Annotated in this window: 17 protein-coding genes and 1 other RNA gene; 16 read left to right on the top strand and 2 right to left on the bottom strand. The window is 71.3% G+C overall.

The window, feature by feature from the left end; genetic code table 11:
* Positions 1–95: 95 nt before the first annotated feature.
* The 3 genes from AB0L89_RS40980 to AB0L89_RS40970 all read left to right on the top strand — a co-directional run bounded on the left by AB0L89_RS40980 (position 96) and on the right by AB0L89_RS40970 (position 2,614).
* Positions 96–296 (top strand): KR domain-containing protein, encoded by a 201-nt coding sequence (locus AB0L89_RS40980; protein WP_365153083.1) that lies wholly within the window; start codon positions 96–98, stop codon positions 294–296.
* Between the two features lie 259 nt (positions 297–555).
* Positions 556–1,662: a peptide chain release factor 2 gene (prfB, locus tag AB0L89_RS40975; protein ID WP_055699324.1), complete on the top strand. Its 1,107-nt coding sequence runs from the start codon at positions 556–558 to the stop codon at positions 1,660–1,662.
* A 280-nt stretch (positions 1,663–1,942) separates the two neighbouring features.
* On the top strand, positions 1,943–2,614 hold the full coding sequence (locus AB0L89_RS40970) for an LPXTG cell wall anchor domain-containing protein (RefSeq protein ID WP_365153078.1): 672 nt from the start codon (positions 1,943–1,945) through the stop codon (positions 2,612–2,614).
* A 156-nt stretch (positions 2,615–2,770) separates the two neighbouring features.
* Here the strand turns inward: AB0L89_RS40970 and AB0L89_RS40965 are convergent, their stop codons facing one another.
* Complete coding sequence (locus AB0L89_RS40965) at positions 2,771–2,962, bottom strand: hypothetical protein (protein WP_055699326.1); 192 nt, start codon at positions 2,960–2,962, stop codon at positions 2,771–2,773.
* Positions 2,963–3,202: 240 nt separating this feature from the next.
* Here AB0L89_RS40965 and ftsE point away from each other — a divergent pair, with 240 nt between their 5' ends.
* The 8 genes from ftsE to dacB all read left to right on the top strand — a co-directional run bounded on the left by ftsE (position 3,203) and on the right by dacB (position 10,275).
* Positions 3,203–3,892, top strand: a complete 690-nt coding sequence (gene ftsE, locus AB0L89_RS40960) for a cell division ATP-binding protein FtsE (RefSeq protein ID WP_362339801.1) — start codon at positions 3,203–3,205, stop codon at positions 3,890–3,892.
* 53 nt (positions 3,893–3,945) lie between these two features.
* Positions 3,946–4,863, top strand: coding sequence for a permease-like cell division protein FtsX (gene ftsX, locus AB0L89_RS40955; protein ID WP_365153075.1), 918 nt, complete (start codon positions 3,946–3,948; stop codon positions 4,861–4,863).
* A gap of 78 nt (positions 4,864–4,941) precedes the next feature.
* Positions 4,942–6,141, top strand: a complete 1,200-nt coding sequence (locus AB0L89_RS40950) for a S41 family peptidase (protein ID WP_365153073.1) — start codon at positions 4,942–4,944, stop codon at positions 6,139–6,141.
* Between the two features lie 18 nt (positions 6,142–6,159).
* Positions 6,160–6,681, top strand: coding sequence for an SsrA-binding protein SmpB (gene smpB, locus AB0L89_RS40945; RefSeq protein ID WP_365153071.1), 522 nt, complete (start codon positions 6,160–6,162; stop codon positions 6,679–6,681).
* 119 nt (positions 6,682–6,800) lie between these two features.
* Positions 6,801–7,170: a transfer-messenger RNA gene (gene ssrA / locus AB0L89_RS40940) on the top strand.
* A gap of 217 nt (positions 7,171–7,387) precedes the next feature.
* Complete coding sequence (locus AB0L89_RS40935) at positions 7,388–7,660, top strand: hypothetical protein (protein WP_365153069.1); 273 nt, start codon at positions 7,388–7,390, stop codon at positions 7,658–7,660.
* Positions 7,657–8,496, top strand: coding sequence for a collagen-like protein (locus AB0L89_RS40930; RefSeq protein WP_365153067.1), 840 nt, complete (start codon positions 7,657–7,659; stop codon positions 8,494–8,496). Before AB0L89_RS40935 ends, AB0L89_RS40930 begins: the two co-directional genes overlap by 4 nt.
* 123 nt (positions 8,497–8,619) lie before the next feature.
* Entirely contained in the window at positions 8,620–10,275 is a 1,656-nt protein-coding gene (dacB, locus tag AB0L89_RS40925; RefSeq protein WP_365153065.1) for a D-alanyl-D-alanine carboxypeptidase/D-alanyl-D-alanine-endopeptidase, read from the top strand.
* Here dacB and AB0L89_RS40920 read toward each other — a convergent pair.
* Positions 10,196–11,461, bottom strand: coding sequence for an MFS transporter (locus tag AB0L89_RS40920; protein ID WP_365153063.1), 1,266 nt, complete (start codon positions 11,459–11,461; stop codon positions 10,196–10,198). The genes dacB and AB0L89_RS40920 overlap by 80 nt on opposite strands.
* 286 nt (positions 11,462–11,747) lie before the next feature.
* Here AB0L89_RS40920 and AB0L89_RS40915 point away from each other — a divergent pair, with 286 nt between their 5' ends.
* From AB0L89_RS40915 to AB0L89_RS40895, 5 genes are all read left to right on the top strand, one after another.
* On the top strand, positions 11,748–12,701 hold the full coding sequence (locus AB0L89_RS40915; RefSeq protein WP_365153061.1) for a LysR family transcriptional regulator: 954 nt from the start codon (positions 11,748–11,750) through the stop codon (positions 12,699–12,701).
* A gap of 233 nt (positions 12,702–12,934) precedes the next feature.
* Positions 12,935–13,639, top strand: coding sequence for a hypothetical protein (locus tag AB0L89_RS40910; protein WP_365153059.1), 705 nt, complete (start codon positions 12,935–12,937; stop codon positions 13,637–13,639).
* A gap of 149 nt (positions 13,640–13,788) precedes the next feature.
* Positions 13,789–15,909 (top strand): glycosyltransferase, encoded by a 2,121-nt coding sequence (locus tag AB0L89_RS40905; protein WP_365153081.1) that lies wholly within the window; start codon positions 13,789–13,791, stop codon positions 15,907–15,909.
* A complete protein-coding gene (locus AB0L89_RS40900) occupies positions 15,906–17,171 on the top strand; it encodes an acyltransferase (protein WP_365153057.1) in 1,266 nt (421 codons plus the stop codon). Before AB0L89_RS40905 ends, AB0L89_RS40900 begins: the two co-directional genes overlap by 4 nt.
* 247 nt (positions 17,172–17,418) lie before the next feature.
* On the top strand, positions 17,419–18,018 hold the full coding sequence (locus AB0L89_RS40895; protein WP_365153055.1) for a hypothetical protein: 600 nt from the start codon (positions 17,419–17,421) through the stop codon (positions 18,016–18,018).
* The last annotated feature ends 104 nt before the right edge of the window (positions 18,019–18,122 follow it).

Genomic DNA, 18,122 nt, shown 5'->3' with positions numbered 1-18,122 from the left:
GCCGCCCAGGGTCAGCTCGCTGGCGCTGGGGCGGGCGCTCGCCTGCTCGTCGCTCAGGCCGAGGACCGAGCGGCGCAGACAGCCGCGCCGCCGATGTGCTCGCGCCCAAGGCGGCGGGTGCCCGCTGCCTCGACCGGGTGACGGCCGACGATCCGCTCGACCTGTTCGTACTGTTCTCCTCCGCCGCCGCGCTCGTCGGCGCCGGCGTGCCCGCACCGGTGCTCCGCCAGGGGTCCCGGCCCCGCCTCGGCTTCCCGCCGGTGACGCACCCCCCGGCCCCGCCCCTGCGCGGCTGATCACACCGCGCGCCCCGGCCCCTACAGCCCAGGACGGTGCCGGGTAAACGGGTGGGTGGGTGGGGACATCCGCCGCGAAGCGGCGGGACAGGAAAGCCACCCAGCCACCCGCAGGGAAACAACGCCCCGTGCTGAAGGGAAAGCCCCCCGCCCCCAAGGGCCCCCCGCCCCGCAGGGAAACGCGCCCCCCGCCCCGGAAGGGGTGCCGTTGCAGCCCCGCACGGGAAACCGTGGTTGCCGCAACCGTTACGCTGGAGTCGTGGCAGTCGTCGATGTTTCCGAAGAGCTCAAGTCCCTCTCCTCGACCATGGAGTCGATCGAGGCCGTCCTGGACCTCGACAAGATGAGGGCCGATATCGCCGTGCTCGAGGAGCAGGCGGCCGCGCCGTCCCTGTGGGACGACCCGGAAGCGGCACAGAAGATCACCAGCAAGCTGAGTCACCTCCAGGCGGAGGTCCGCAAGGCCGAGGCCCTGCGCGGTCGTATCGACGATCTCGGTGTTCTCTTCGAGATGGCCGAGGAGGAGGACGACCCGGACACCCGCGCCGAGGCCGAGTCCGAGCTCACCGCCGTCAAGAAGGCGCTGGACGAGATGGAAGTCAGGACCCTCCTCTCCGGTGAGTACGACGCCCGTGAGGCCGTCGTCACCATCCGCGCGGAGGCCGGCGGCGTCGACGCCTCCGACTTCGCCGAGAAGCTCCAGCGCATGTACCTGCGCTGGGCCGAGCGCCACGGCTACAAGACGGAGCTGTACGAGACGTCGTACGCGGAAGAGGCCGGCATCAAGTCGACCACCTTCGCCGTCCAGGCCCCGTACGCGTACGGCACGCTCTCCGTCGAGCAGGGCACCCACCGCCTCGTACGCATCTCGCCGTTCGACAACCAGGGCCGTCGCCAGACGTCCTTCGCGGGCGTCGAGATCCTCCCGGTCGTCGAGCAGACCGACCACATCGAGATCGACGAGTCCGAGCTGCGCGTCGACGTGTACCGCTCCTCGGGCCCCGGCGGCCAGGGCGTCAACACCACGGACTCCGCGGTGCGCCTGACCCACCTGCCCACCGGCATCGTCGTCTCCTGTCAGAACGAGCGCTCGCAGATCCAGAACAAGGCGACCGCGATGAACGTCCTCCAGGCCAAGCTCCTCGAGCGCCGCCGCCAGGAGGAGCAGGAGAAGATGAACGCCCTCAAGGGCGACGGCGGAAACTCCTGGGGCAACCAGATGCGTTCCTACGTCCTGCACCCGTACCAGATGGTGAAGGACCTGCGCACGGAGTTCGAGGTCGGCAATCCGGAGTCCGTCTTCAACGGCGAGATCGACGGTTTCCTGGAAGCCGGAATTCGCTGGCGCAAGCAGCAGGAGAAGTAGAAACCGCCGAGAACGGCTTTATCGACAAGGCAACTGCCGCCCCAGAGGCGGCAGTTGCCTTTTACGTCACAGTCACATCTCCGTACGACGCTCAACTGCGCTTATATCGGACATCGCGCCCGCAACGGCCTTGACGCTGCTGTGAAAAGTGGAAAGGCTAGCGTGCGGCATGCGTATTTCTGGGGCGCGTGGGATCTGTGGGGGCCGATCGATCGTCCCCAGTGGTCGCCGCCCCGGACGCTGCCTCACTGACGATTCAGCTACTGGGGGTAGCAGCCAGATGACCAAGAAGACGCGGATCCGTGTCGCGCGGATAGCAGCCGGTGCCGTGATTGCCGCCGGCGCCTCGCTGACCGCCGCGGGTGCCGCCTCGGCCCTCGACGTCGGCGTCGACCTCGGCGGCGTGAGCGCCGACGCGCACGCCGACGACACCGGTGTCGGTGTGGACGTCGGTCTGGGCGAGGACGAGCCCACCGAGGAGCCCACGGAGATCCCGACGGAGCCCACCGAGGAGCCGACGGAGGAGCCGACCGAGGAGCCCACCGAGCCCACGGAGGAGCCGACCGAGCCCACCGAGGAGCCCACGGAGCCCACCGAGGAGCCCACGGACCCGACGGACCCGACCGACGAGCCCACGGACCCGACCGACCCCACCGAGGGCCCGACCGACCCGGGCAACGGCAACGGCGGCGGCAACGGCGGCAACGACACCGACCCCGACGGCGGCGGCAACACCCCCGTCGAGCAGGGCAAGGGCAAGGACAGCCTGACCGACACCGGCTCCAAGCCGGTCGAGCAGGCCGGCGACAAGACCGACAAGGGCGGCGAGCTCGCCGAGACCGGCGCCGCCGAGACCACCTTCCTGGTGATCGGTGCCGCGACGATGATCGCCGGCGGCATCGGCTTCCGCATCCTGCCGCGCCTCGTCGGCAACCGCGGCGCCGCTGCCTGACCCGTGCGGTGACGTACGCGACGTACGAGGTGTCGTACGCGTGACGAAGGGCCCGGAGCTTCTCGAAGCTCCGGGCCCTTCTCTGTAGCCGGTGTCCGTGTCGCCCGAGGGCGGCGCCGTCACTCTCCGTGCGCCGCTCCTGCCGGTGTGCCGCTCCTACGCGGTCTGGTGCGCCAGCAGCGCCACCGCCGCGATCAGCACCACGAGCAGTGCGATCAGTGCCGCGGGATTGAGCCCCGCGAAGGGCCCCTCCATCTGCATGCGCTCGCGATTGGCCCGGCACACGGGGCAGCGGCCTTCACTCACGGGCGCTGCGCAGTTCGCGCATACCAACCGATCCAGGGTCATGCGCTTCTCCTCCCGCACAGTTACAGCCTGCCCAACGCTACGGGCAACCCAATCGTTCCCCCTACCACTGTGCCAGCTTCCGCGGATTTCGGCGCGGTCCGCCGTTTCCCGACGGTTTCCGACTGTTGCGTTCCCACTTCCAGCCATGACAATCGGCGCAACTCAGGACGCCGACTGCGCCGGTGCGCCGCCTTCGCGTATGGTCACGCACACCTACCCCCGGCAACCCGTGGTGCATCCGTGATCCGATTCGACAACGTCTCCAAGGCCTACCCGAAGCAGACCCGCCCCGCGCTCAGGGACGTCTCCCTAGAGATCGAGAAGGGCGAGTTCGTCTTCCTGGTGGGATCCTCCGGCTCCGGAAAGTCCACTTTCCTGCGGCTGATCCTGCGCGAGGAGCGCACCAGCCACGGCCAGGTGCACGTCCTGGGCAAGGACCTCGCGCGCCTGTCCAACTGGAAGGTGCCGCACATGCGCCGCCAGCTGGGCACCGTCTTCCAGGACTTCCGTCTCCTGCCCAACAAGACCGTCGGCGAGAACGTCGCCTTCGCCCAGGAGGTCATCGGCAAGTCCCGCGGCGAGATCCGCAAGTCCGTGCCGCAGGTCCTCGACCTCGTGGGCCTGGGCGGCAAGGAGGACCGGATGCCCGGCGAGCTCTCCGGCGGTGAGCAGCAGCGTGTCGCGATCGCCCGCGCCTTCGTCAACCGCCCCAAGCTCCTCATCGCCGACGAGCCGACCGGCAACCTCGACCCGCAGACCTCCGTCGGCATCATGAAGCTGCTCGACCGGATCAACCGGACCGGCACCACCGTCGTGATGGCCACCCACGACCAGCAGATCGTGGACCAGATGCGCAAGCGGGTCATCGAGCTGGAGAAGGGCCGCCTCGTCCGCGACCAGTCGCGCGGCGTCTACGGCTACCAGCACTGACGACCCGTACCGCCCGACCGCTGTCTGTTCACCTGATCCACTGAAAGGCCGCCATGCGCGCCCAGTTCGTCCTGTCGGAGATCGGCGTAGGTCTCCGCCGCAATCTCACGATGACCTTCGCGGTCATCGTCTCCGTAGCGCTCTCGCTCGCCCTCTTCGGTGGTTCGCTCCTCATGAGCGACCAGGTGAGCAATATGAAGGGCTACTGGTACGACAAGGTCAACGTCTCGATCTTCCTGTGCAACAAGGCCGACGCCGAGCAGGACCCCAAGTGCGCCAAGGGCGCCGTCACGAACGAGCAGAAGGACCTGATCCTCGGCGATCTGAAGAAGATGCCCGTCGTGGAGAGCGTCCAGCACGAGTCGGCGGACGAGGCGTACAAGCACTACAAGGAGCAGTTCGGCGACTCGCCGCTGTCCAGCTCCCTCACGCCCGACCAGATGCAGGAGTCGTACCGCATCAAGCTGAAGGACCCGGAGAAGTACCAGGTCGTCGCGACGGCCTTCTCCGGACGTGACGGCGTGCAGTCCGTGCAGGACCAGAAGGGCATCCTGGAGAACCTCTTCGGGCTGCTCAACGGCATGAACTGGGCGGCGCGCGCGGTGATGGCGCTGATGCTGACCGTGGCGCTGATGCTGATCGTCAACACGGTGCGCGTCTCGGCGTTCAGCCGTCGTCGTGAGACCGGGATCATGCGGCTGGTCGGCGCGTCCAGCTTCTACATCCAGATGCCGTTCATCATGGAGGCCGCCGTGGCCGGCCTGATCGGCGGCGGCGTCGCCTGCGGCATGCTCCTGGTGGGGCGGTACTTCATCATCGACCACGGTCTGGCGCTCTCCGAGAAGCTGAACCTGGTCCAGTTCGTCGGCTGGGACGCGGTGCTCACGAAGCTGCCGCTGGTCCTCGCGATCGGCCTGCTGATGCCCGCGCTTGCCGCGTTCTTCGCGTTGCGCAAGTACCTGAAGGTGTGAGAAGAGCCCCCAGCGTGTCAGGGCGCCGTACGGTTCAACCCACCGTACGGCGCTCTTCGTTGTCCTAGACTCACCGTCATGTCAGGCCTCGACCGGTTCGCCGACCGGTTCTCCGGGCCCCGCCGCATCCGCCGCGGGGCGGCCCTGACATTGGTCTTCGCGAGCGTCCTCGTCACCGGCGCCGCCACCGGCTCCTGGAGCGACGAGGCCGGCGGGGGCCAGAAATCCGCCTCCCCTTCGGTACGTTCCGACGTCGCCCCCTACCAGGGCGACCCCTCCGCCGACACCGCGGAGGAGGCCGCCGACGCCGCCGCCGAGGCCATGGCCGACGGCAAGTCCGGCAAGAAGGCCGCGGAGGAGGCCGTCAGCCGCAGCGGGGACCGCTGGGGGTCGGTGTACTCACCGGGGGAGTACCAGGAATTCGAGAAGGCGCTCGACGGCGGCTACACCGGCGTGGGGCTGTGGGCCCGGCGCGCGGCCGACGGGCGCATCGAGGTCTCCCGGGTGCAGAAGGGCGGGCCCGCCGACCGGGCCGGGCTGCGCGAGGGCGACCTGCTGAGCTCGATCGACGGCGAGCGCGTCACCGGCCGCCCCGTCACGGAGGTCCTCGCCCTGCTGCGCGGCGACCGCGCAGGCACCCCGGTGGTCCTCGGCGTGGAGCGCGGCACGCGCGCGTGGCGCGAGACGCTGCGCCGCGCCCATCTGTCCACGGACTCCGTCACGGTCACCGACCTGCCGGGCGGTGCCGTCCTGATCAAGGTCGACGCGTTCACCAAGGGTTCCGGGGAGGACGTGCGGACCGCGGTGCGCGAGGCCCCCGAGGGCGCCGGGATCGTGCTGGACCTGCGCGGGAACTCCGGCGGCCTGGTGACGGAGGCGGTCACCGCCGCGTCCGCCTTCGTCGACGGCGGCCTCGTGGCCACGTACGACGTGCGCGGCGAGCAGAAGGCCCTGCACGCCGAGCGGGGCGGTGACACCGGCAGACCCGTGGTCGTGCTCGTCGACGGCGGCACGATGAGCGCGGCCGAGCTCCTCACGGGCGCCCTCCAGGACCGCGGCCGCGCGGTCGTGGTGGGCACCAGGACCTTCGGCAAGGGCTCGGTCCAGATGCCGAGCCGCCTGCCCGACGGCTCCGTCGCCGAGCTGACCGTCGGCCACTACCGCACCCCTTCGGGGCGGGCCGTCGACGGCCGGGGCATCACCCCCGACCTGGAGGCCGAGGACGGGGCCGAGGCGCGGGCCGAGACAGTATTGACTGGCCTCGGACCCCCCTCGTAGTGCGAAAATGACCGCACTATGGCGAAGGAAAAGGTAAAGCGCAAGGCCGCGAAGGCCGCCGAGAAGGCACCCGCCCGCAAGATGATCGCGCAGAACAAGAAGGCGCGGCACGACTACCACATCCTGGACACGTACGAGTGCGGCCTGGTGCTGATGGGCACCGAGGTCAAGTCGCTGCGGCTGGGCAGGGCCTCCCTGGTGGACGGTTTCGTGCACATCGACCGCGGCGAGGCATGGCTGCACAACATCCACGTGCCCGAGTACGTGCAGGGCACCTGGACCAACCACTCGGCCACGCGGAAGCGGAAGCTCCTGCTGCACCGTGCGGAGATCGACAAGCTGGAGTCCAAGTCCCAGGAGACGGGTCACACGATCGTGCCCCTCGCGCTGTACTTCAAGGACAGCCGGGTCAAGGTCGAGATCGCGCTGGCCAAGGGCAAGAAGGAGTACGACAAGAGGCAGACGCTGCGCGAGAAGCAGGACACCCGCGAGACGAACCGCGCGATCGCGTCGGCGCGGCGGCGGCAGGGCATCGCCTAGCCCCCGGGCACCGGCCACCAGGAATACGCTGGCACCGTCCCGCGTTGGTCACGTACGATGGGTCATGCCCCGCACGGCCGGGGCGCAGGGTCGAAAGACCCGGATTGAAAAATCAACATGGGGATGATCGGTTTCGACAGCGGATGTCGAAGCAGGGGAAGCGTGTCGAGGAAGCGGCAATGATCTCGTTAACCATATGTCGCAACCAATAATCGCCAACACCAAGCGCGATTCCTTCGCCCTCGCTGCCTAAGTAGCGACTTGCGAAGTGTCAGCCCGGGGCTGTTCCCGACCCGGATCCTGGCATCAGCTAGGGAACTAAACTTCTAGACCCGGTCACGGGGTCTGGGAGGAAATCAAACAGTGACTGGGCCCGTCGGAGACTTGTTCGCGAGATCACCGGGGCCGAGAAAATCGCAGCGAACTGCACACGGAGAAGCCCTGATTCTGCACCGTTGGACGCGGGTTCGATTCCCGCCATCTCCACAATTCCCATGTGAGGTTGAAGCCCTCTGGCCCCCGGGCCAGGGGGCTTCTTCCGTGTGCCGCCGCGTCAACTCCCGTATGTCGAAAGGCTGTTGGGGTGGGGCGGTGAACGATTCGGGCACATCTTCCGGGCATGTGACTCGTTAATCGTCCGAGTGCAGGGTCGTGGCGGCCGTGCGGTTCGCGCAGAGGCCGGCAGTCAGGAGCAGGAGGCAGTCGCTTGGATGCCACCGTCACCCTCGTGGGCTCCGTTCTCGCCTGTCTCGGAGTGCTGGCCGGCGCCGTGGTGGCGTATCTCGGCAAACGCGGCGAGAACGCGCTCAACGGATACTCCAGCCTCACCGAGAAGCTCCAGATCGAGCGGGACCGTTTGGAGCGGCAGGTCGCCGAACGCGACGCGAAGCTCGCCGAGTTGAGCGCGCTGCACGCCCACGACCAGAGCGAGATCGCCCGGCTCCTCATCGCCAACGAACGGCTCGGAGGCACCCAGTGACCCACCTCGAGCGAGTCCTGGCCCGCCGTTGGCGCAGTGTGTTCCTCGTCTGCGTGCTGCTCGCGCTCTCCGGCGTCGCGGTGATCCTGTGGGCCCGCATCGACGCGGGCGACCGCCGTGCCGACCGGCTCGCGGCGGAGGCGGACCGGCGCGGCGACGCGGTGTCCACGCTCGCCCGGGACGTGCGGACGCTGCGCGCGCAGGTCAGGTCCCACGGCGACACGCCCGCGGCACCGGACCCCTCCGAGGCGATCGACGACCTGCTGGCGCGGGTGCGGGCGCCGGCGGGGCTGCCCGGTTCGCGGGGGGCGGACGGCTCGGACGGAACAAACGGTTCGGACGGGGCGGACGGCTCGGACGGCTCGGACGGGAAGCCAGGTGCGAAGGGCTCGCGCGGCGAGGGCGGACAGCAGGGGGAGCAGGGCGAGCAGGGTGAGGCGGGGGCGCCCGGCGAGCCGGGGCCCACAGGAGCGCCGGGCGTGAACGGCCAGGACGGCAAGGACGGCAGGGACGGCAAGGACGGCGCGCAGGGCCAGGCGGGGCCGACCGGCCCCGCGGGCTCCTCGGGCACGAACGGCGACGCCGGTTCCACGGGTCCGGCGGGTCCGGCCGGACCGCAGGGCGAGCGGGGCCCCAAGGGCGAGGCGGGCGACCCGGGGCCCTCGTGCCCCGACGGCTACAGCCTCCAGCAGCCCGCGGGCGACCCCGACGCCCTGGTCTGCCGCCGCACGGGCGGCACCCCGACCGCGCCGGCCCCCGCCCTGACCCTCCTGGCGGCCCTTCCCCCGCACCGGCGCCGCCAGCCCCACCCGCCGCTGGTCGAGCCGCCCGGGTGACGAGGGCTTCGGCCCTCCGCGGGGCGCGGGCCCGGCCCGCTGCCGCGCACCCGCCCGATTGCCCCACACGTGGCCGGGGTGGGGGCTGTCGTGGGGGCGGGGAGTCCGGGATGCTGCTGGGTCATGAGTGGACCCGCGAGATCTACGAAGCCCGCGCTGCCCGCCTCGCCCGGCAGCGCCCCGCGTCCGCGTCGGCCGCGCGGCACCGCCCGTCGTACGCGCCACTGGATCTGGCCCGCCGTGCTCGGCCTGACGGCCGGCGGGCTGTACCTCGGCGCACCGGCCGGGGCCGACTCCGACCGGTCCGGGCTGCCCGAGGCCATCGACGCCGTCCTGGGCGACCCGCGCATGGAGGGCGGCGTGGCCAGTGTGGTGGTCGCCGACGCGGCCTCCGGCGACGTCCTCTACCAGCACCGGTCCAGCGGGCGCCTCATGCCCGCCTCCAACACCAAGCTGCTCACCTCGGCCGCGGCCATGGAACTCCTCGGCCCCGACCACCGGTTCACCACCGACGTCCTCGCCACGGGCAAGCAGAGCGGATCCGTGCTCCGGGGAGACCTGTATCTGCGCGGCACGGGCGATCCCACGACGCTCGCCAAGGACTACGACGGCCTCGCCGCCAAGATCGCCGACTCGGGCGTGCGGAAGGTGTCCGGGCGGCTCGTCGCCGATGACACCCGGTTCGACGCCAAGCGCATCGGCGACACCTGGAGCGGCGACGACGAGTCCGCGTACTACGCCGCGCAGATCAGCGCCCTGAGCGTCGCGCCCGACACGGACTACGACACCGGGACGGTCATCGTCGAGGTCGCGCCCGGCGCGCAGGCCGGGGACGAGCCGCGCGTCACCGTGACGCCGAAGACGGACTACGTGGACATCGACCTGCGGGCCACCACCGTCGCCGAGGGCGGCACCGACTCCGTCACCGTCGAACGGCAGCACGGCAAGAACACCATCACCGTCAGCGGCACCGTCCCGGTCGGCGGGGACACCACCAAGGAGTGGGCCACCGTCTGGGAGCCCACCGGCTACGCCGCCGCCGTCTTCCGCGACGCGCTCGCCGCGCACGGCGTGAAGGTGACCGGGCCGACCAGGCCGGGCATCGCCACGCCCCAGGGCGCCCGGCGGCTCGCCTCGCACGACTCCATGCCGCTCAAGGACCTCATGGTCCCCTTCATGAAGCTGTCCAACAACATGCACGCCGAGTCCCTGACCAAGGCCATGGGGTACAAGGCGACCGGACGGCCCGGGAGTTGGGACGACGGCATCGCCGCGATCGGCGGCTATCTGAAGACCGCGGGCGTCGACCCGGGCAGGATCCGCCAGGTGGACGGCTCCGGGCTCTCGCGCAAGGACAACGTCGCCGCCGAGCAGTACATCAAGCTGCTGCGCTCGGCCAAGGGCGAGCCGTGGTTCGCCGACTGGTACGCGTCGCTGCCGGTGGCCTGCGCCCCCGGGAAGTTCGCGGGCGGCACGCTGCGCAGCCGGATGTGCGGGACCCCGGCGGCCCTCAACGTCCACGCCAAGACGGGGACGCTGACCGGGGCGTCCGCGCTGTCCGGCTACGTCAAGGACAAGAGCGGGCGCGAGCTGGTCTTCAGCATCATCCTGAACAACTACCTGCCCGCCTCCGTGAAGGCGCTGGAGGACGCCGTCGTGGTGACGCTCGCGTCCTCGACCGAGGACAGGGCCGTGCCGGTCAGGCCCCGTTCGACGCGCGGGGCCGACGGGGACGGCGGCGAGCTGGAGTGCTCGTGGCGCAAGCCTGTGCGCTGCTGAGCAGCAGCGCACAGCAGGCGGCGGCCACCGGCACCCCGTAGCCCGCGCCGGGCCCCAGGTGCTCCACCGCCCAGCCGCCGCCCGCCGCACCGCACGCGATGCCCCCGAGGAGGCCGGTCACGGCGAGGGTCATGCCCTCGTTCAACCGCCCCTCGGGGGTGCGGTGTTGTACGAGCGTCATGCCGGTGACCATGGTCGGCGCCGTCGCCATCCCCGCGATCAGCAGCGCTCCGGAGAGGGCGATCAGCGAACCCGTGATCGTCACCGCGAGCAACGGGAGCGTCATCAGCGCCGCCATCGCGGCCACGCACAGGAGGTGCCGGCGCACGAGCGGTCCACGCGGTCGCACCGCTCCGTAGACCAGGCCCGCCGCGCAGGACCCGGCGGCCTGGAGCGCGAGGATCACGCCCGCCGCCGCCTTGTGCCCGCGGGCGTCCGCGAAGGCGATCGTGACGACCTCCAGGGAGCCGAAGACGGCGCCGGTGGCGAGGAAGACGACCAGCAGAGCGGGCATCCCGCGCGCGCGAAGGGGCGATCCCGCCCGGGAGGACGCGCTCGTACGCCCTTGGGGCGGCGGTTCCGTCGCGCGCTGGGCGGCGAAGACGAGGACGCCGGTCAGCAGCAGGACGACGCCGATCAGGGTGCCCGCCTGGGGGAAGAGCGCGCCGCAGAGGAACGCGGCGAGGACCGGTCCGAGCATGAAGCAGAGCTCGTCGGCGGCCTGCTCGAAGGAGTTGGCGGTGTGCAGGGCCTCCCGGTCGTCTTTGAGGAGATGCGCCCAGCGGGCCCGGGACATCCCGCCGGTGTTCGGGGTCGTGGCCGTGGCGGCGTAGGACGCGAAGAGGGTCCAGTCGGGCGCCCCGAAGCGCACGCACAGGAGCAGCGAGAGCGAGCCGAGCGCGGCGATCGCGGTGGCGGGGACGGCGACGCGCGCCTGGCCGTGCCGGTCGACGAGCCGCGCCGTCCAGGGCGCCACGACGGCGGTTGCCGCGAGGCCGGTCGCGGTGACGGCACCGGCCAGGGCGTACGAACCGCGGGCGCCGGAGATCATGATCACGGCGCTCACGCTGAACATGCCCATGGGGAGGCGGGCGACGAGGTTGCCGACGGTGAAGGCGGTGGCGCCGGGTATCGCGAAGAGGCGGGCGTAGGGGTTGCGGGGGGTCCGGGGCGGGGGTGGTGGCACGTCTCCGGTGGTCCCGGACGCGCACGGTGGCACGTCTCGGGGCGTCCGGGGCGGGCGCGGCGTGGTGGTCCGGGGGCTGTCGCGGGGCATGGCCTCAGCCTCGCCGCGGACGTTCGGCGGGGTCCAACACCTTCCGTGGCGCCATTCACGCGCCGCCGTTGTAAGTTCCTGCGGTGATGCGTACCGGGATCCCGCGATGACACCCCCGCCGACGACGCCTCGTGGGCCGTCCCGAGACGTGCCCTCGGGGCCGCCCCCGGACGTTCCACCGGGCCCGCCCCGGGACGTGGATCCCCGGCTGCTGCGCGGCTTCCTCGCCGTCGCCGAGGAGCTGCACTTCACCCGCGCCGCCGCCCGGACGTACGTGGCGCAGCAGGCGCTGAGCCGCGATGTCCGGCGCCTGGAGCGGGAGTTGGGTGCCGAACTGTTCTCGCGTACGACGCGGCAGGTCACGCTCACCGCCGACGGCGAGCGGCTCGTGCCGTACGCGCGGCGCGTCCTGGAGGCGCAGGACGACCTGGTCGCCGCGTTCACGGGCGCCGCGCGACCGTTGCTCGTCGACCTGAACAGCCCGGGTCTCGTCTGCGGGCGCGTCCTGGAGCGGGCCCGCGAACGCGTCCCGGACTGCGAGCTGATGGCCCGCTTCGAGAGCGGGCTCACCGGCGCCGCCGCCGAGATGATCGCCGGGCGGCTCGACGTGTCCTTCGGGCGGTACGCCGGGCTCGACCCGGCGGTGCGCGCGCGGCTCGCGCAGCAGCCCGTGCGGTACGAGCCGATGGCGGTCCTGCTGCCGGCGGGCCACCCGCTCACCGAACGCGCCGCGGTGCCGCTGGACGCGCTCGCGGGGGAGACCGTGTACGCGGGCGCGGGCAATCCGCGGACCCTGGAGTGGACCGACCTCGCGCACCGGCTCTTCGAGGGGCGCGGCATCGAGGTCGCGCCGCCCGCGCCGCTCGCCGTGGGGCCCGAGGAGTTCGGCCGGATCATGGCGAAGAAGCGGAATCCGGCCCTGGTCGTCGTGGACTTTCCGGCCATGCCCGGCGCCGAGCTGCGGCCGCTGGTCGATCCGGTCCCGTTGTCGCCTGTGTCGCTGGTATGGCGAAAGGGCCTGATTCATCCGGGCGTTACCGCTTTGCGGGAGGCCGCCGCGGAACTCGCGGCCGAGGAAGGATGGCTCCGAAAACCCCCGAACGGATGGGTTCCGGCCACAGATGCACTCATCATGATGAGTCAGAACTGACTGATAACTACGCCTGTCACTGCGGTGCGCTACATTCATGGCCTGGGCGCAGTGTGATAGGGGGAGCGCTCGGGTCGGGTGGGGGCCCGGTCCGGACGGCAAGTGCCCGGAAGTCGTGCGCGCGCCCGGTCCAGTGATGTGGGGGGTTGTGCGTACGCATGGAAACTTGGCGAGAAGATGCCCTACCAGGCCATACCCATGATCCGAACGAGGTCACCGTTCAGATCGACGGCGTGGGACGGCAGTTGGCGGACCTGCCCGCCGAAGCCGGTCAGGACGGCGCGGCCGACGGACCGGTCTTCGTCGACGAGACGGGCCGCCGCAGCCGCAGATACCGCCGGGTCGGCGCGATCGTCGGCCTCGTCTGCGCGGTCTACGCGATGGTCATCGTCGGCACCCTGTTCTCCGGCAACTCCAGCGCGCCCTGGCTGCCCATGCCGGGGCCCAAGGACGACAGGCCGGCCAGCAAGGTGGACACGCCCAACGGCACGGCGGATCCCGCCGGTCCGTCCGCTTCGTCCGGCATGACGCCCTCGCCCGGCGCGACGGACGACGCCGGTGCGACGGCGTCGCCCGACGAGGACGGCGGGCCCGGTCCCTCGCGGAGCGGGGACGACGGCGAGGCCGGCACGACGGCCGGCCCCGACCCGACGAGTGGCGGCGGCGGATCCGACCCGGACCCGGACCCGACGGACGGCGGAGGCCGCCCCGACCCGGACCCGACCGGTGACCCCACGGCCCCCGACCCCGAGCCCACGCACCCGACCGACCAGCCCACCCAGCAGCCCACGCAGTCGCAGGACCCCGGGGGCGAGGGCGGCGGCGGTGGCGGCGGCGAGGTCCCCGTCGGATACACCTCGGCTCCCGCGCAGAGCGGCTCGGGCACCCAGCAGTCCACCGTGGACACCAAGCCGTCCTCGGAGGGCGCACAGCGATGAACTCCCGTACCAACAGGGGCCGGTCGGACCGCCCCCTGGACAGTCACGCCCCGAACCAGGACGCGCGGACCGCCCCCCGAGGGCGCGGCCACCGGGGCAAGGGCCGCCGGGGCAAGGCGCCCGGCACCGTCCGGCGCCGCCGTCTGCCCATGCGCTACCTGCTGCCCTCGCTGCTGCTCGTCGCGCTGCTCGCGATGCTCATGCTGCGCGGGTACGTCCACAGCGAGATCCTCGCCGACCACCGCGTCAGACCGCCCGCGCCCACGGACCACGTGCCGCGGAAGATCCTGGAGGGCGGCCCCGTCATCGACACCCGGGGCGGCCGCGAGAGCACGCTGAGCGTGCCCGACCACAAGCTCGTGCTGACCTTCGACGACGGCCCGGACCCGGAGTGGACCCCCAAGGTCCTCGACGTCCTGAAGGAACACCACGCGCACGGCGTCTTCTTCGTCACCGGCACCATGGCCTCGCGCCACCCCGACCTCGTCCAACGCATGGTCGACGAGGGCCACGAGGTCGGCCTGCACACCTTCAACCACCCCGACCTCTCCTACCAGTCCACGAGCCGCATCGACTGGGAGCTCTCGCAGAACCAGCTCGCGCTGGCCGGTGCGGCGGGCATCCGGACCTCGCTGTTCCGGCCGCCGTACTCCTCGTTCGCCGACGCCATGGACGACAAGTCCTACCCGGTGACGAAGTACATCGGCGGCCGCGGCTACCTCACCGTCGTCAACAACACCGACAGCGAGGACTGGAAGCGCCCCGGCGTCGACGAGATCATCCGCCGCGCCACGCCCAAGGGCGGCGAGGGCGCCATCGTCCTCATGCACGACTCCGGCGGCGACCGCTCCCAGACCGTCGCCGCGCTCGACCGCTTCCTGCCCGAAATGCAGAAGCAGGGCTACGAGTTCGGGAACCTCACCGAGGCCCTGGCCGCCCCGAGCGCGCACACGAAGGTCACCGGCGTCGAGCTGTGGAAGGGCAGGGCCTGGGTCTTCCTGGTCGGTGCCTCCGAGCACATCACCGACGGCCTCGTCGTCGCGCTCGCCGTCATCGGCGTGCTGGTCTTCACCCGCTTCGGCCTCATGCTCCTGCTGTCGGCGGTGCACGCGCGCCGCGTGCGCAGGCGCGGCTTCAGCTGGGGGCGGCCGATCACGGAGCCGGTCTCCGTGCTCGTACCGGCGTACAACGAGGCCAAGTGCATCGAGGCGACGGTCCGTTCCCTGATGGCGAGCGACCACCCCATCGAGGTCATCGTCGTCGACGACGGCTCCTCGGACGGCACGGCGCGGATCGTCGAGGGCCTGCGCCTGCCGAACGTCCGCGTGGTGCGCCAGCAGAACGCGGGCAAGCCCGCCGCCCTCAACCGCGGCATCGCCAACGCCCGCTTCGACCTCATCGTGATGATGGACGGCGACACGGTCTTCGAGGAGTCCACCGTCCGCGAGCTCGTGCAGCCCTTCGGCGACCCGCGCGTGGGCGCCGTCGCGGGCAACGCGAAGGTCGGCAACAGGGACTCGCTGATCGGCGCCTGGCAGCACATCGAGTACGTGATGGGCTTCAACCTCGACCGCCGGATGTACGACATGCTGCGCTGCATGCCGACCATCCCCGGCGCGGTCGGCGCCTTCCGGCGCTCGGCCCTGGAGCGGGTCGGCGGCATGAGCGACGACACGCTCGCCGAGGACACCGACATCACCATGGCCCTGCACCGCGACGGCTGGCGGGTCGTGTACGCCGAGCGGGCCCGCGCCTGGACCGAGGCCCCGGAGTCGGTGCAGCAGCTCTGGTCCCAGCGCTACCGCTGGTCGTACGGCACGATGCAGGCGATCTGGAAGCACCGCCGCGCGGTCGTCGAGAAGGGTCCTTCGGGCCGCTTCGGCCGGGTCGGACTGCCGCTGGTCTCCCTCTTCATGGTGCTCGCCCCGCTGCTCGCGCCCCTCATCGACGTGTTCCTCCTCTACGGCCTGGTCTTCGGCCCCACCCAGAAGACCGTCGCCGCCTGGCTCGGCGTGCTCGCCGTGCAGGCGGTCTGCGCCGCGTACGCGTTCCGCCTCGACCGGGAGCGCATGACCCACCTGATCTCGCTGCCCCTCCAGCAGATCCTCTATCGGCAGCTGATGTACGTCGTGCTGCTCCAGTCCTGGATCACCGCTCTCACCGGAGGCCGCCTTCGCTGGCAGAAGCTCCGGCGCACGGGAGTGGTGGAGGCGCCCGGTTCCATCCCGCGACAGCGGACCGGCGGCCGTGAACGGAGGCCCGTCGCATGAGTCACAGCTACGTACCCGGGGGGACGCGGCCGCTGCCGCAGGTGCCCGCGCCGCCCGTGGCGGCGCCCGGCGCCCCGTCCGCCGCCTCGGCCGACGTGCCCAAGAAGCCGGGCCGCGACCGCTACCTGGACCTCCTGCGCTCGCTCGCGCTCCTCCGCGTGGTCGTCTACCACCTGTTCGGCTGGGCCTGGCTGACGATCGTCTTCCCCTCCATGGGCGTGATGTTCGCGCTGGCGGGCTCGCTGATGGCGCGCTCCCTCAACCGCCCGGCGTGGGGCGTGATCAAGGGACGCATCCGCCGGCTCCTGCCGCCCATGTGGGTGTTCGGCGCGGCGGCGCTCGTCCTCCTCTTCGCCGGCGGGTGGAACGTCTCCGAGGACCCCGACCACGGCGGTACGTGGGGCCTGGTGAGCGTGCTCAACTACGTGTTCCCGGTGGGGGCGCCGCCCTTCCCCTGGAACCTCGGGGACAAGGCGGGCCTCCTGGAGGACACCTGGCCCGCGCAGGCGGTGGGCCCGCTGTGGTACATCCGCGCGTATCTGTGGTTCGTGATCGCCTCGCCGCTGCTGCTGTGGGCGTTCCGCCGCCTTCCGTGGGCGACGCTGCTCGCCCCGCTCGCCCTGACGGCCGTGGTCGGCACGGGCGTCGTCACGATCCCCGGCGAGACGGGCAACGCGATCTCGGACTTCGCGGTCTACGGCAGCTGCTGGGTGCTCGGCTTCGCGCACCAGGAAGGCGTGCTGGCGCGCGTCCCCCGCTATCTGGCGGTGTCGGTCGCGGCGCTCGTCATGGCCTTCGGACTGTGGTGGGCGTCGGGCCATCTGGGCCCGGACGGCTGGGACCTGAACGACATCCCGCTGGCCCAGGCGGCCTGGTCCCTCGGGTTCGTCGTCATCCTGCTCCAGTACGCGCCCTCGTGGCAGGAGCTGCCGGGCAGACTCGCGAAGTGGGACAAGCTGGTGACGCTCTCCAACAACAGGGCCGTCACGATCTACCTCTGGCACAACTTCCTGATCATGGCGACGGTGCCGATCATCGACCTGGCGTACGACCTGCCGTTCATGGAGGACGAGCGCTGGAGCTCGGCCCTGGACACCACGTACATGCTGTGGATGACGCTCCTGGTCTGGCCGTTGATCGGCCTGATGGTCCTGGCCGTGGGCTGGGTGGAGGACCTGGCGGCGAAGCGGCGGCCCAGGCTGTGGCCGAACGGGGCGAAGGGGCAGGGCCGTTCGCGGGGCCGCAGGGCCGCGGGGGCCTGACGCGGGTACGCCCTCGGCGGCGAAGGGCCGGTCACAGGTCCTCCGGTGACCGGCCCTCCGCGTTGTGCGACTGTTACGTACTAGTAGCCACCCACAATGCGCCGACATGCCGCGGTAAATGCCCCTGCGGTGGGGCGTAACGATCTCGACGCGCCCTGTGACGGACTCATAGGCTGACGGCTCTTCCTGCCGCTCGCGAGGGTCGAACCCGTCGCGCGGCGGGTCCCCCCTCAGCCAGGAGATCGTTTTGCTCTACCGGAAGACCGCGCTGCGCGTGGCCGCCCCCGTCGCCGTGCTCGCCCTCGCGCTGACCGCCTGCGGTGGCGGTGACGACAAGAAGTCGGACGACAACGCGAAGTCCGACGCCGCCTCCTCCCAGGCCAAGCCGAAGGAGGCGCCCGCGCTGGCGGCCGGCGAGAGCACCACGGGCAAGGTGAAGGAGGGCGACGCCACCGTCACGTACGACGTCGCCGCCGAGAAGATCGACCTGGCCACGGAGGCCGAGACCAAGAAGCTGGTCTCCGACCCCAAGCGCGCCGAGGGCCTGGTCGCGGCGACCGCCCACGTGAAGTACACGCACAAGGACGGCGCCCCCCTCACGGACACGCCCGACGCCCCGGACACCACGGAGATCTACGCGGACGGCACCCGCGGCGGCCTCCTCATCGGCGCGGCCGAGGACGCCGCGGGCTGCGAGGACAAGCTGGACCTGGAGGGCTGGAAGAAGGGCGAGAGCCACGTGCTCTGCGAGACGTACCTGATCCCGGCGGGCGCCAAGTCCCTTGAGGTCCACTGGGCGGAGAAGGACGGCGCGGAGCCGGCTGTCTGGAAGATCGCGGCGAAGTAGCGAATCAGTGAAGCAGTGAAGCAGTGAATCCGCCGCGAAGCAGAGCGGCGGCCGGATTGTGCCGAGCCCCGGTCGGCCCGCGTGACGACGTCGTCACGCGGGCC

This window comes from Streptomyces sp. NPDC052114 (assembly GCF_040680155.1).
In the GTDB taxonomy this organism is placed as follows: domain Bacteria; phylum Actinomycetota; class Actinomycetes; order Streptomycetales; family Streptomycetaceae; genus Streptomyces.
Note: the sequence above shows the minus strand (reverse complement) of the source record. Positions and strands in the feature narration are given on the sequence as shown.

Bases quoted from the DNA above. Each gene is read 5' to 3' on its own strand.
- AB0L89_RS40950 (WP_365153073.1), top strand. From the start codon at position 4,942: ATGTCAGGCCTCGACCGGTTCGCCGACCGGTTCTCCGGGCCCCGCCGC.
- AB0L89_RS40900 (WP_365153057.1), top strand. From the start codon at position 15,906: ATGAGTCACAGCTACGTACCCGGGGGGACGCGGCCGCTGCCGCAGGTG.
- dacB (WP_365153065.1), top strand. From the start codon at position 8,620: ATGAGTGGACCCGCGAGATCTACGAAGCCCGCGCTGCCCGCCTCGCCC.
- AB0L89_RS40905 (WP_365153081.1), top strand. From the start codon at position 13,789: ATGCGCTACCTGCTGCCCTCGCTGCTGCTCGTCGCGCTGCTCGCGATG.
- ftsX (WP_365153075.1), top strand. From the start codon at position 3,946: ATGCGCGCCCAGTTCGTCCTGTCGGAGATCGGCGTAGGTCTCCGCCGC.
- AB0L89_RS40965 (WP_055699326.1), bottom strand. From the start codon at position 2,962: ATGACCCTGGATCGGTTGGTATGCGCGAACTGCGCAGCGCCCGTGAGT.
- AB0L89_RS40970 (WP_365153078.1), top strand. From the start codon at position 1,943: ATGACCAAGAAGACGCGGATCCGTGTCGCGCGGATAGCAGCCGGTGCC.
- smpB (WP_365153071.1), top strand. From the start codon at position 6,160: ATGGCGAAGGAAAAGGTAAAGCGCAAGGCCGCGAAGGCCGCCGAGAAG.